13 protein-coding genes and 1 other RNA gene are annotated in these 13,905 nt (G+C 35.3%); 4 read left to right on the top strand and 10 right to left on the bottom strand.

The genetic code is table 11. The features are described from left to right. Window positions 1-16: 16 nt before the first annotated feature. The 4 genes from G4D63_RS18230 to G4D63_RS18215 form a co-directional block, all read right to left on the bottom strand. Window positions 17-1,345: a cytochrome P450 gene (locus tag G4D63_RS18230; protein ID WP_163181363.1), complete on the bottom strand. Its 1,329-nt coding sequence runs from the start codon at window positions 1,343-1,345 to the stop codon at window positions 17-19. A 95-nt stretch (window positions 1,346-1,440) separates the two neighbouring features. Then, entirely contained in the window at window positions 1,441-2,664 is a 1,224-nt protein-coding gene (locus G4D63_RS18225; protein ID WP_163181361.1) for an MFS transporter, read from the bottom strand. A gap of 489 nt (window positions 2,665-3,153) precedes the next feature. Next, window positions 3,154-4,422 carry an ATP-binding protein gene (locus G4D63_RS18220; RefSeq protein ID WP_163181359.1) on the bottom strand — a complete coding sequence of 423 codons (1,269 nt, stop codon included), beginning with the start codon at window positions 4,420-4,422 and terminating at the stop codon, window positions 3,154-3,156. Between the two features lie 288 nt (window positions 4,423-4,710). Continuing rightward, window positions 4,711-4,863, bottom strand: coding sequence for a hypothetical protein (locus tag G4D63_RS18215; protein WP_163181357.1), 153 nt, complete (start codon window positions 4,861-4,863; stop codon window positions 4,711-4,713). A 109-nt stretch (window positions 4,864-4,972) separates the two neighbouring features. Here G4D63_RS18215 and G4D63_RS18210 point away from each other — a divergent pair, with 109 nt between their 5' ends. Beyond that, the gene (locus G4D63_RS18210) at window positions 4,973-5,362 is read left to right on the top strand and encodes a hypothetical protein (RefSeq protein WP_163181355.1); all 390 of its coding nucleotides are present in this window, start codon (window positions 4,973-4,975) and stop codon (window positions 5,360-5,362) included. A gap of 66 nt (window positions 5,363-5,428) precedes the next feature. Here G4D63_RS18210 and ssrS read toward each other — a convergent pair. The 4 genes from ssrS to G4D63_RS18190 form a co-directional block, all read right to left on the bottom strand. Continuing rightward, window positions 5,429-5,610, bottom strand: a non-coding RNA gene (gene ssrS, locus G4D63_RS18205) — 6S RNA. A 224-nt stretch (window positions 5,611-5,834) separates the two neighbouring features. Further along, window positions 5,835-8,195 (bottom strand): FdhF/YdeP family oxidoreductase, encoded by a 2,361-nt coding sequence (locus G4D63_RS18200; RefSeq protein WP_163181353.1) that lies wholly within the window; start codon window positions 8,193-8,195, stop codon window positions 5,835-5,837. A 264-nt stretch (window positions 8,196-8,459) separates the two neighbouring features. After that, window positions 8,460-8,819, bottom strand: coding sequence for a Na-translocating system protein MpsC family protein (locus tag G4D63_RS18195; RefSeq protein ID WP_163181351.1), 360 nt, complete (start codon window positions 8,817-8,819; stop codon window positions 8,460-8,462). Window positions 8,820-8,890: 71 nt separating this feature from the next. Next, complete coding sequence (locus tag G4D63_RS18190) at window positions 8,891-10,156, bottom strand: L-lactate MFS transporter (RefSeq protein ID WP_163181349.1); 1,266 nt, start codon at window positions 10,154-10,156, stop codon at window positions 8,891-8,893. A gap of 361 nt (window positions 10,157-10,517) precedes the next feature. On the opposite strand from G4D63_RS18190, the gene fdhD reads away from it, so the two are divergent. Genes fdhD through G4D63_RS18175 form a run of 3 tightly spaced genes read left to right on the top strand, consistent with a single transcriptional unit; the run spans window position 10,518 to window position 12,582 of the window. After that, window positions 10,518-11,321, top strand: coding sequence for a formate dehydrogenase accessory sulfurtransferase FdhD (gene fdhD / locus G4D63_RS18185; protein WP_163181347.1), 804 nt, complete (start codon window positions 10,518-10,520; stop codon window positions 11,319-11,321). 6 nt (window positions 11,322-11,327) lie between these two features. Further along, window positions 11,328-12,344 carry a GTP 3',8-cyclase MoaA gene (gene moaA, locus G4D63_RS18180; protein ID WP_163181345.1) on the top strand — a complete coding sequence of 339 codons (1,017 nt, stop codon included), beginning with the start codon at window positions 11,328-11,330 and terminating at the stop codon, window positions 12,342-12,344. Window positions 12,345-12,351: 7 nt separating this feature from the next. Next, on the top strand, window positions 12,352-12,582 hold the full coding sequence (locus tag G4D63_RS18175; RefSeq protein WP_163181343.1) for a group-specific protein: 231 nt from the start codon (window positions 12,352-12,354) through the stop codon (window positions 12,580-12,582). Window positions 12,583-12,624: 42 nt separating this feature from the next. Here the strand turns inward: G4D63_RS18175 and G4D63_RS18170 are convergent, their stop codons facing one another. Together G4D63_RS18170 and G4D63_RS18165 are read right to left on the bottom strand one after the other, a co-directional pair. Further along, complete coding sequence (locus G4D63_RS18170) at window positions 12,625-13,080, bottom strand: GNAT family N-acetyltransferase (protein ID WP_163181501.1); 456 nt, start codon at window positions 13,078-13,080, stop codon at window positions 12,625-12,627. A 72-nt stretch (window positions 13,081-13,152) separates the two neighbouring features. Further along, the gene (locus G4D63_RS18165) at window positions 13,153-13,614 is read right to left on the bottom strand and encodes a GNAT family N-acetyltransferase (RefSeq protein ID WP_163181341.1); all 462 of its coding nucleotides are present in this window, start codon (window positions 13,612-13,614) and stop codon (window positions 13,153-13,155) included. Between the last annotated feature and the right edge of the window lie 291 nt (window positions 13,615-13,905).

The following is a 13,905-nucleotide window of genomic DNA, read 5'->3' as shown; positions in this document are numbered from 1 at the left end:
AAAAATATGTAAATGGTTAAGTTCGATCTAAAATGTTCATTTTAATTCCATTTTTGATTCGTAACGACAAAAGTGGTTCCGGCCTTACTGTCTTATTCGATTGTGAAAGTGTTAGCCTATAATATTGACCGATTGAGGCCATGATCAATACTGACTCCATTAAGGCAAATTGACTCCCAATACAACCTCTTGAACCTGCTCCAAAAGGTATATATGCATAGTTAGGAATTGAAGTTAAGTTTTTTGGATCAAATCGATCTGGATTAAACCTTTCCGGCTCCTCATAGTAGGCGGGATGTCGGTGAATTGCATAGGGGCTAATTAGAAAGGTCGAACCCTTTGTAAATGTGTACCCAGCTATTTGTACCTCATTCTTTGCTTCACGGAGAATAATCCAAGCTGCAGGATAAAGACGTAAAGCTTCATGAAAAATTTGAGTTGTATAAGTAAGTTGGGAAACATGATCAAAGGTAGGAGGCTTTCCCATTAATACATGATCGAGTTCCTCATGAAATCGCCTTTCCACTTTTGGATGTTGACTTAACAGATACCAAATCCAAGATAAAACATTTGCGGTTGTTTCATGTCCCGCAATTAAGAAAGTGATCACTTGATCCTTAATTTCTTTTTCCGATAATGAGGATCCATCCTCATATTTCGTCGTAAGTAATAATGCTAGTAGATGCTCCCGTTCCTTATTACTGTGTGCTTCTGTATCAATAACATCTTTTGTTAAGTGATCCATCCTATTCATTGCCTCTTGATAGCGGCGATTCTGAGCCGATGGTATACGGTCAAGAATAGGAAAAGGCAAGAACAATGACTGAGCCGCTTTTTCAATAATGATATTCACTGCATTTGTAACGGTCTCAGAATGTTCAAGTTCATCTTTTCCAAACATCGTCTTCATAATAATCCGCAAGGTTAAATTCATCATATCCTGATCAATTCTTCTTTCTTCCCCCCTCTTCCAGGTTTTTAACATATCCAAGGAGTATCGTGTAATAATTTCCGAATAACCTATAATTTTCTTTTTATGAAAGGCAGGCTGTAACATTTTTCGCTGTACCCGGTGCTCATCTCCTTCACTCGTTAGTAAACCATTTCCTAGTGAACGCTTAAATACTCTTGAAGAGTTTCCTTTTTCAAAATAAGCATCCTTTGTTGTTAAAATCTCTTTGATTGCTGTAGGGTCATAGATTACATAGGACGGTCGAGGATGCTTTGGATTTATTGTAACTATTTCTCCCTGTTTTTGGGTTTCATACAACCACTTTAGTGGGTTTAATCGAAAGTTAATATATTGAGTAAGTGGAAATCCATTCATTTTCACTAAGTTTGTCATATTTCTCTCCCTCTTCCAATTGTTCTTATCATTCATCGTCTCCTTATATAACCTGATTAAAACTAATAAAAAAAGACTCCCATATGGGAATCTTTCTAAATAGTTTTGACCGCAGCCATATTTTTTTGTTTTGATTTCCAGACCAATGTTACAATCAAAGCAGTTACGCTAGCACTTATAAAAGTTCCGTGTAGAATCCATACCATATTTTTCATTGAGACGATATCCATTATAATTGGTGCAACGATAAAACCTAATGCGAAGCCTAGTGATTTAAGAAGCATACCAACTCCAAAGATTCTTCCCCGAATATGGTTATCAGTTTTCTGGAGAATCGTAGAATACAAGGTTGTATAGGCTGCATCAAAAATCCCTGTTAGAAATGCAATGGACAATATAATGACGATTGTTTCACTAGATAGAAATAGAATAAATCCAGTAGACATTAAAATAGCAGATAAATAAGCCGTTGTGAACAATTTATCATCTTTTAACCATTTTAATCTTGGTAGGGTATAGGTTGCTAGAACAGACCCAATTCCCCATACTCCCCAAATCATTCCATAATAAAAACTCTGACGCAGTGGATCAACTTGCTCGGCTAGTAATGGAATTCCAAGGTTATGTGAACTTCCTGCAAACGCACCGATGAGAAAGACAAAATTGAACATTAATAAAACTGGCAATAGCTTTAGATACAAATAGACCTCTTTAATATCTTTTACAACGCTTAATAGTTTTTGTTTAACACCTGATGCCAATTCCTCCGTCTTACGAAAAGCTGAATCCCATCTTAGTTTCATTAATACAACTGCGGACAATATATAGGTTGTTGCATCAATCATAAGCGTAACCTTATAGCCGAGAATATCTGTAATAAGACCTGCACCAATAAAACCGAGTACTAAACTTATTGAGGTTAATCTTGAGATTAAGGAATTAGTTTCAAGTACCTTATCCTCTCCAAACATCTGTGGAATTTCAGCACTAAAGCTAACATGGAAAAAGCTACTAATAAATCCAATCAAGAATGAACCAATGATAATAACAGTAGGAGTTGGAAATGGGATTAATAGCAGAATAATAATTCCTCTGAGAATATCAGCCCATATCATTACCTTTCTTCTATCTAGACGGTCAGCCACTACCCCTGAGAATAAACTAGCAATCACACCACCTAATGTTCTCGCGGCTAATGTAGCGGCAAGCCAGGCAGCACTTCCTGTTGCCGTATAAATCACAACGTTTAATACAATCATATCCATGAAGGTTCCAAAGTCAGATAGTGCCTTCATATATAGAAATACATGTTTTTTCATTCTGTTACGCTTCCATTCTATATTTAGTTTACTTTATTGTAATCCACACTGATTTATTTCGCAATGCGAAATAAATGTTTTTCAAATCACTATGTACTTAAGGTGATCTTCAGTTCTAAAAACAACTTCGTATGGGTGCTAATGACTCTTTATTTGAAGAAAAATGTAGTTGGCCTTTTGCAATAAAGAAAGAAAAAGCTTTAGTGAGAAAGTTGCGATTAACTGAGGAAAAGAAAAATCTTAACATTAAAGGAGAATACCGAGGATACATAAGAAAACTAAACAATCTTTAAATGAATTCATATGGAGATTCTAAGTTATAAACCGTAACGGATATACAACCGTTACGGTTTATAAATTTACTCGTTTTACACTACTTTTACTGAATCAGATAGCTATTATACTGTGAAGTTTTTATTAAAACCTTTTTGTTTTTCATAGAGTTAAGATGTGAGATATAATTTCTACCTCAACCGAACCCGTTAATCTTTATGTTATGTGCTTTTCTATAGGTAGCATAACAGCAACGGTTGTTCCTTTATTTACTTCGCTTTGAATGTTAATTTTGCCTTTGTGAGCTTCAACAATTCTAAAGCTAACAGTCATACCTAATCCAATCCCTTTTTCTTTAACACTGTAGAAAGGTTCTCCGATTCTTTTTAATCTTTCTTTGCTAATCCCACAACCTGTGTCCTCAAAACTAACAACAACGAATTCTTCATTCTCTTGTATTAATGAGATATTAATTATTCCTTTTGTTCCAATAGCATCCATTCCATTTTTTAAGATATTGATAAAAACTTGTTTTAATTGAGAAAAATGACCCATTATGAAAGGTGATTTTGAAAGATGAACATTTATTTCAACATCTTTATACAATGCTTCCGATTTCATCAATGTTGCTACTTCTTCTACAATGGAATTTAAATTACAAACTTCAAAATCTGTTTTTTGAGGCTTTGCTAACAAAAGCAATTCTGTAACAATCTCACTTATTCTATCAATTTCGCCTAATAAAAAATCATCGTATTCGGAAAGGTTAATCGTTCCTTCGTTAGACAATTGTAGAAATCCTTTAATGGAAGTTAACGGATTCCTAATTTCATGTGCAATACCAGCTGCTAGTTCTCCTACTACCGATAGTTTTTCAGATTGTCGAAGCATTTCTTCAGCATTTTTCAGATCAGTAATATCTCTTCCTATTACCACTAGGCTTTTTCTAGTTCCATCTGGAAAATAGCTAGGAATTTTAATCGTATCAAAAGTTTTGAACTTCCCGTTTTTCATTGGAACAAACTCTAAACACCTTGTGATTGAACCCGCTTTCCAAGTTTCTTCATCTGAATCAACGCAATATAGTAAAGCATCGTGATAAAAGTCTGCATGTTTTGCTATTTCTACGTCCGTTTTACCTTTCCAATCAACATCTTCAATTTCGAAAAGTTCAAGTAAATACTTGTTTACTTGTTGCCATTTCCCTTCTCCATCTTTAAATACGACAGCATCTGGCATACAATCTATTAACATTTGAAGTTTTTCTTTTTCTTCAGTAATTTCTCTTACATCTTTTTCTTTTTTTATCAATTTAGATAATAATAAAGCTGTAACCAACACAAAAAATAAACCTTTAAAGTTTTCAAGTAGAAAAATAGATTCTACAGACAGATCCAAGTTTTTAAGTGCAAAACCAGTACTAGAAATCCAGATTATTCCTATTAATATATATATAATGGGTATGTTTTTTTTATTAATTTTCAATTACAGTTCCCTCTCTCGAGTGACAATTTGATTAGTATATTTTCACACAAAACCAACTTCAGAACAACCATAAAGAGGGATGTAAAATATGGAACATTGAAACATAACACTTTGGTGGTTACATATTTCCATAAATTTTTAGAAATTCTTATTATGGCTAGTACCGGCGAAGGAGAATTTTTCAACCTCATGAAATAACTATGATCATGTTCTATATCTTTTAAACAATAACAATCAATATCACCTTACAGTATCAAAAAAAGCAAGCCAATTGGCTTACCCATTTTTTTAATCCTCCATAAATTGTCTTGCATAATATAGCGATTCTTCATCAAGTCCATATCTGTTTTGAACATCTTCTAATTCTTCTCGTCGTTCTTCATCAATAACCTGAAAAGAACCTGAAACATTTATGTGCTTCTCTTCTTCATTTTTCTTCATTATAATCTCCTTTCATAATGATGGTTTAAGAATCATTCATAGTATAGGCAATTTTATAATTCGTATGTCTTTTCTTCTTTTTGACACAATAATAAAAGGAGGTGTCGATATGAAAAAGATATTATTCATACTCATAATTATTATTATTTCATTACTTTCAGGCTGTCAGCTTTTAATGATGGGGCCATCCAACACTCAATCTCAGCATACTTCTCCTCTCTCACCTGGCGTAACACCTACTAGGTTCGAGCCGAATGAAGTCATTTCCACTGATGAATTGCTTCAGGAACGAATAAGCGGAAAAATTAATCAAGCATTTCCTGAACAGGAGGTTCAAGTGTTGGTGGATCGAGATAGAATTATCGTAAGTGGAGTGAAGACAGAGGACGAACCTACGGCTAAAATAATTAGAGAAGCAGTAGGTAATATGAGTCATAGACGGAAATTAGTGATTGTCACTGAAGATGTATTTGATATGTATCGTAGGGCTCATGAATAGAAAAACTTACTAGGCTAATATATATGCCAAAATAAAAGAACCCACTCTTATAGAGTGGGTTCTTATCTAAGTCCCAAATTGCCGTAACCGATATAGAAAAACCTGAACTTTCCTCAGGTGGATTGCCGCAAACAACCTTCTCGTACTCTCAAGTCAATGAATTGAGCATGACATCGGGTTATTAATGTAGGCATTCCTATCTATATTTATTCAGTTTTTTTATGTGGTCACGAACAATGCAGGATATTAAGCGTTCCTTACAAAACCAATTTTACACGAGATCATACATAATAACATTAGTAAATAGAAGGTAAGATTAGCAAACAGTGCCACTAATTAAAATAATCGGCAATTCTATTACTAAATTCCTTTACATAGTGTAAATTATCTTGAAAATCTGTTAGATACGTAGTTAGAAGAGAAACGATTCCATAGAAAAAGACAGGAATTAAATATCCTGTCTTAGTAATTCTTAAGCGGGTGCATCTACTTCTAAATCATCAATTCGCTTTTCGAGATATTGTGAATCTTTTCGAGCATTGTAGCGATCAGCTTTTTCTACAGTGACTGTAATATTATAATCTGGGATTCCTGCGTATTTTTCATATCTCCCTCTTGGTAGTAGGAAGTTTCCTTCAGGGAAATGCACCTCAAGATTGCCTTTTGCGATATCTACAAATTTAGCTTTTCCTTGGAAAACGCCAAACCCATTATAGACAACAATTCCTTCTCCTTCAGCAATACTTAAGTTACGAGCATCTTCAGCGTTCATAAGAACATCATAACGCCCTGCTCCATTAAATGGATCTACTTCCTTATATACCATCGAGTTAAACTGCTTACCTCGACGTGAGGTGACAACAAATTGTCCATCTTTCTTATTTAGATCTGGAATTTCAACCCCGATGAGGTTCCCTTTACCATCTGGAGTAGGACATACGCCACCTTCACATAACCATGCTCCACCCCATTGGAATACGTCACCTTGCTTTTTCAAGTGTTGAATTCCATCATAATTTGGATTTGCTTTTGCGATTTCATCACGAATCTCTTGGGCATCTTTGAAATCTACTAAATGAGCAGTTTCTGGCTTCACACGCTTTGCAAGATCAATGTATATCTTCCATTCCGCACGCGCTTCTTTAATCTCATTTTTGTTTCCTTCTATCTCAGGTGAGAAGTAAACCATACGTTCAGTTGAAGTTGAGGTACCACCACCCTCTTGCTCGTAACGAGTTTTAGCAGGAAGGACAATAACAGCTTCCTTTGCGTCAACAAGTGTAGAAGTGTTAAAAATAATATCTTGGTGTACACGAATATCTAGTTCAGACAACGCCTCTTCAACGAAATTCGGATCTGGCATTGTTTCAAGGAAGTTTCCACCTGAAAGATAGTACATTTTAATTTTACGTTCACTATCCTCTGGTAACATGATATTTTCAAGTGTAACCCCAACAATATCACCTTGCCATTTCTCAATCTCAAAGCCCCAAAGCTTTTCCATTCGCTCGATATTTTTAGGTTCAAAGTCACCACCTGGAAGAACAAATGGATCCGCCCCCATTTCCCCTGCACCTTGTACAGAAGAGTGTCCACGGAAAGGCATTAACCCACTGTTTTTACGTCCTAAATAACCACGTAATAAAGCAAGATTTGCCACCTGAGAAATATTATCTGTTGCAAAAGAGTGCATAGTTAACCCAAGAGCCCAAGCAAAAACAGCATTTTTACTCTTTGCTAACAGCTCGGCTAATTCTGCAATTCTTTCTCTAGAAATACCTGATGACTTAATAATTTCATCCCATTCTTGATCTTGAACAGTTGCTTTAAGTTCTTCATATCCGTTTACATGCTTATTTACAAAGTCATGATTAATTGCCGAACCATGCTGTTTTTCTTCCATCTCAAACCAGTGCTTCATGATCCCATGCATGAACGCAATATCTCCACCAATGTTAACTTTATAGAAATCGTCAGCAATTTTGGTACCAAATAAAGCTGATTCCATGTTTGATGGAATCCAGTATTCATCCATTGCAGGCTCTGCGTAGGGATTAACCACGATGATTTTCGTTCCTCGTTTTTTTGCTTCTAGCATATATTTTGTGGAAACTGGTGATGCATTAGAAGCAACACTTCCCCAGAATAGTAGCACATCTGTACCAAACCAATCTTGATAATTAGCAGTAGAAGCACCCACACCAATTGATCTTTTTAGTGCTGTTTTACTAGGTGAGTGACAAATACGTGAAGCATTGTCAATGTTGTTTGCACCTAAGAATCTCGAAACTTTCCCTGCCACATAATAGGATTCGTTTGTGATTCCTCTAGATGTTAAGTAAAAAGCATATTGCTTTGGATCTAATTCCTTCATTTTGTTTGCAATAATATCCATTGCTTCATCCCAAGTAAGACGTGAGAACTTTCTCTCCCCTTTACGACGGATTAATGGATATGGTATACGGCCAAGCTTTCTTAATTCTGTACTACTATATTTGCGTAATTCATCAATGTCGGCGTGAACAATTTCTTCCTTTAAAGCAGGCATCGTATTTAAACGCAGTACATTTAATCTAGTTGTACACATATGAGGTCCTTTAAGTGTTTGATCATAAAGACCCGACACACCTAAAGCACAACCATCACAAACCCCTTGTGTAACAATACGTGTTGCATAACCAAGATTATCTTTATTATCCCAAGCGATCTTCATTGTATCGCGAAAGTGTTGAGGTTTCACCTTTCCGAAACCAAATGGTATTGGACTCACCCAGTGCTTAGGCTGTAGTGCTTTAGTTGCCTTTATAGGTCCTTGGTGTTTTGTTTCCCCCATTTTTTTTCACTCCTAATCTATTAATTCCTAATATTATATTTTTAGAAAAACTAGCCTAATGACAAAGCATTATAAGATGATTATCAATAGGCTACTTTTACTACACTTCCTACCGCTCATTCTCTTTGAAAATGATTTTCTGCATTTTTCGTCAATTTTCTCTCTAAAGCCAAATAAAAAACCACCGATATTCAACCATAATAAACATGATTGGATAATCCGGTGGTTAGTCTTTAGCAGGGTCGCTACCAAGTGCCAAACCTGTTATTTAGAAAATTTTTGTTGTATGTCCTCGTTGAATACGAAGATCGACATTCCAAAATCTCTGTCGATATCAATATCAACAAATAATTCTACAAATTTGCATTGTAAGAATTCTTCCATCTCAAGTGGAGGATTCTTCCGATACATTTCCTTTACCATCTCTGTTCGAGCAGCCCGCAGTGCTTGTTTCCCCTCATTGGCACTAGCGATAAACTTCTCAACTGGAGAGAGGTTACCTTCCATTTCACAGATTGCCCAATTTTTACAAAAAGTTGTAGTAATCTTACTTGGGCCTTTACCCATGTGTTTCTTTCTAAAGGTACGAACAAGGTTGCTGAATTCAGCTTCATACTTATTCATGAGATCCTCCTACCTATGAGGTTAAATCATGATTGGTATTTTATCATATTAAATCTCGAATAGAAAGTATTTTAACTCACTAAAGACTTTTTATCAGAAATCTCATTTTGCTGACGTACCTTTTTTATGTCCGCTTTCATCATTAGTGAAACAACAAGAGCAATGACTAATAGAGCCGTGAAGATGTAGAATGCTGGTATATAACTATTGGTTACTTCTCTGATATAAGAAACTGTAATTGGTCCAACAACACCAGCTAATGACCAAGCTGTAAGGATATAACCATGAATAGCTCCTAATTGTTTTGTACCGAATAAATCTCCTATAAAAGCAGGTAAAGCAGCAAATCCTCCACCATAACAAGTTAATACAATAAGAATTAATAATTGGAATAAAATTGCGTTCGTTGTAAATGGTATGACTGCAAATGCTACGATTTGAATACTAAAATACGTAATAAACACAGCCGGACGACCGATAAAGTCAGAAATGGAAGACCATACTATACGACCTGCACCATTTAGAAGACCCATTAGTCCTACCATTGCGGCAGCAGCTACAGCTGACATACCAACCATATCTTGAGCCATTGGTGAAGCTACAGAAATGATCATGATCCCAGATGAAACGTTTATAAAGATCATTGTCCATAATAACCAAAAACGCTTAGTTTTTACCGCCTCGTTAGCATTTAACTGTGATAAATCGGCTTTTATTTTTGTTCCACCAGCTTCTTTTGAATTGAAGCCTTTTGGAGCCCAACCCTCTTCTGGACGTGCGATATAAGAAGCACCAATCATCATTAGAATTAAGTATGCAAAACCTAAAATATAGAATGTGCTTTGTATATTGATCGAAACGATTAAGTTTGCAGCAATTGGACTTGTAATTAAAGCACCAGCTCCAAAGCCAAATACCGCCATACCAGTTGCTAAACCTCTTCGGTCTGGGAACCATTTAACAAGGGTTGATACTGGTGAGATATAACCTATACCAAGACCAATTCCTCCAACTACACCGTACATAAATAAAAATAACGGTAACGATTCAATCGAAATTGCAAATCCTGAACCAATATGTCCTAAACTAAATAAAATAGCAGAAACTGTTGCAGATTTTCTTGGACCGTATTTCTCTACGTACTTCCCACCAATTGCTGCAGCTAAACCTAAAAATACAATAGCAAGAGTAAATGCAAGCGATACTTGAGTACCACTCCAGCCTAATTGTTCGCTAATAGGGTTTTTATAAACACTATATGCATAAGCTGAACCTATAGATAAATGAATAAAAATAGCTGATAAGGCAATAAGCCAACGATTTTTTGTCTTTTTCACAAAAATTTCCCCCTCTATATTTCAAAGAACAAAAGAAAACCGTCAATCGCTCTTAAATTGCACTCTTTGAATGCTAGTTAAGAAAGAATGACGGTTAGTTTCTAGCAGGTTACGCTACTATCGGACCAACAGTTATCGTTACAACAAGTAACAAATTAATTAGAAGACAGGATCGCTATCTCTGAATCAACATGTTACAAAATTATGAACTTTGTAAACACATAGTACCACCATAAAATCGTACTAGCAATACTTTTTTAAACTAATTTTAATGTTAAATACTTACATAACGCTTATTACTTGTTTCTTTTAGTTTTCTATGTTTATATTTTTATTAATCTAAATTAACTGGGTGATCATAATGACTCAAAAAATGAGTAATATACAAAAAATTGTAAAATATTCAAATGGTACTCTTCATGAACATGAAGATGATATCGTCTTAGAATTTCCATTAACTATTTTTGTAAATAATATGGAATTTGCTACAATGGTATGTACGCCTACACATTTTGATGAAATGGTAATTGGTTTTTTAGCATCTGAAGGTGTTATTCGTTTTAGGGATGATATAAAATCACTTAGCATTAATGAAGACAGAGGCTATGCTTATGTTGAATTACATGCTGAGATCACTACGAGTCAGGAATATTATTCTAAGCGTTTTATAGGGTCTTGTTGCGGTAAAAGCAGGCAGTTTTACTTTCATAATGATGCGACCACCGCCAAAACTTCTACATCAACAACTACACTTACGCCTGAACAATGCATTAAACTTATGAATGACATGCAACATAATAGTATTGTTTTTCAGCAAACCGGTGGAGTTCATAATGCCGCCTTGTGCTCATCGGAGGAAATCATTGTTGGAAGAACCGATATAGGACGGCATAATGCTTTAGATAAATTATATGGATATAGTTTGTTAAATCGCTTACCTGTTCGTGATAAAGTCATTGTTTTTAGCGGTAGAATTTCTTCCGAAGTTCTTCTCAAAGCCGCCAAAATTGGTGTTGGTATTGTTTTATCTAAATCTGCACCTACTGATTTAGCTATAAAACTAGCGAACGATTTAAACATTACAGCTGTAGGGTTTATTCGTGGCAGCTCTTTTAACGTATATTCTCATCCTGATCGAATCTTACAAGAAAAAAAGGAGGAGTAATATTAATTGAATAATCAAAAAGTACTTGATCAACTTAATCGTCCTCTAAGAGACTTACGTATTTCCGTAACTGACAAGTGTAATTTCCGCTGTACTTATTGTATGCCCGCAGAAATTTTCGGCCCAGATTTCGAGTTTCTAAGGAGAGATCAGCTTTTATCATTTGAAGAGTTAGAGCGATTAACTAGAATTTTCGTTGAAACATTAGGTGTACAAAAGATTAGAATTACAGGTGGAGAGCCTTTGATGAGAAAAGACCTACATCTGCTTATTTCAAAGATAAATCAAATTGATGGTGTAGAAGACATTGCTATGACAACAAATGGCTCCCTTCTACCAAAATATGCAGAAGCCTTAAAGGAGGCAGGTCTTAAGCGAGTTTCAATTAGTTTAGATTCACTTAAGGATGAAGTGTTTGGTAAGATAAATGGCCGAGGGGTAACGGTTCAGACTGTTTTGGATGGTATTGATGCCGCGGCCGCAGCAGGCATTCAAGTAAAGATAAACATGGTCGTAAAAAAAGGAATGAATGAAGATGAGATCATTCCAATGGCCAGGTTTTTCAGGGAAAAAGGACATATTCTTCGTTTCATAGAGTTCATGGATGTAGGAAATACGAACAAATGGAAGCTTGATGATGTTTACACAAAAAAACAGATTATCGAAGAGATTAACACGGTTATGCCACTCGAACCAATTGCCCCTAATTATCTTGGGGAAGTAGCTAGTCGTTTTCGCTATGTAGGTTCAAATGATGAGGTCGGAGTTATTTCTTCCGTATCAGATGCTTTTTGTTCTTCTTGCAATCGTGCTAGATTATCGGCAGAGGGTAAACTTTATACTTGCTTATTTGCAGCTAATGGTCATGATATTAGAACTCCACTCCGAACATCACTTTCAGATGAAGAACTTTCTACCCATCTTCAACAGTTATGGAACGGAAGGAACGATCGCTATTCAGAGGAACGCGGTCATGTAAAACGTGATCGAAGTAAAGTAGAAATGTCACATATAGGGGGCTAGCCTGATTATGAGTAATTGTAAAATTGACCATTCCATCGACGATGTTATAACAAAACTAAATGAGCAGAAGCCATTCTTACCTAGTCATTTATACGATCGACTAGGAAGTTTTCTGTCTTTAAACTCTCCAAGTCAATCTGTATTAAATGAGATTTTCCACTTACTTAAGAAATATGACCTTTCAAGTGAAGCTGAACAAGAAGATCGAAATCGGGCATTATTATCTATATTAGAATAATTTAATGTATGAATAACCCCCTCTTTAAGAAGTGGGGGTTTCTTATGTTAAGCACTGTGACAGCCTAACCATATCTCTGCATTGAATTCCGTTTTCAACTATTACTTCTTTGTAATGTTTAATGAAAAAGTCTTTTTCAATAGAATCTATCCTAAATCCACATTTCTGATATAATGCTAATTGACTGATACTAGAGTTTCCTGTTCCTACCTCTATTTTCTGGTATCCTAATCCTCTAGCCTCCTCTATTGAATGGTGAACCAATAACTTACCTAGCCCTTGTCCTTGCAATCTCTCATCGATTGCGACATTCTTTAGTTCTATTGTGTCGTGTTCAAGAGGTACAATTACGTATACTCCTATTACATTACCAAGTATTTCTGCAATATATGTAACTCCCCTTCTTGTATAATCCTCAACCATTTCTCTGGATGGATCTGCTAATAACAATAATGATAGTGGAGGATTTTCTTCAATTTCAAGTTTTCTTATAGAAATAGGCTCCATCATTTCGCCACCTTTTTAAAACAATACAAAAGAACCAGCATTAAGCAGTTCTTACGTCTGTATTTATAGATTTTTATATACATACTCTCTATTAATCTGATATCCATTCTTTTTGTAAAAATCTCTTACTTTTTGATTTGCCGCCCAATAATCTAATTCTATGCTAGATACACTATACTGTTTAGCAATTTTTTCAATCTCAAGCATTAGTAGAGAGCCAAACCCTTTATTTCTCGAGATAGAGTTTATCGAGATTTGATGAACATAGATGACATCTATTGACTTTGTAAAAGCCGTTTCTGGGTAGGATCTGAACTCAATCCACGCATATCCCAAGGGGTAACTCTTTTCCTCAATTAGGAGGAATACAAAATTAGGATTGTCTATAATACTCTCAAAAAATTCTTTTATTGACTGATAATCATAGGGTTTAAATTTAGTTGGATATAATTGATAATGTAGTGTGTGAACAGATTTGTTTAGGCTGGCTATTAATTCAAAGTTCTTTGTATGTGTGATATTCATACTACTACCTCACTAATTTTCAGTTTCTTACCCTCAGAAGTACCTTTCCAATACTTTGACGGATTTCAATCCATTGTTGAGTTACTTTACCAGCCATAGAATTAATACTTCATTAGGCTTTATTTTTTCGGTAATTCTACGTCCATAAATTTTAATCCTTCTGCGCCACCAAATTCAGTTACCATCACAGCCTTCATGATATCCCCCATATCATTAATAAGAAAAATTAGTCATGGTGCTCGCACATAGAAGTTCTCTTAATCTAAGGTATTCTTTCCTTAAGACTAATAT

Origin of the sequence: Bacillus mesophilus (assembly GCF_011008845.1) — a bacterium.
GTDB classification, from domain to species: Bacteria; Bacillota; Bacilli; order Bacillales; family SA4; genus Bacillus_BS; species Bacillus_BS mesophilus.
The sequence above is the reverse complement of the archived record's forward strand: the minus strand, read 5'-3'. Positions and strand labels throughout refer to the sequence as shown.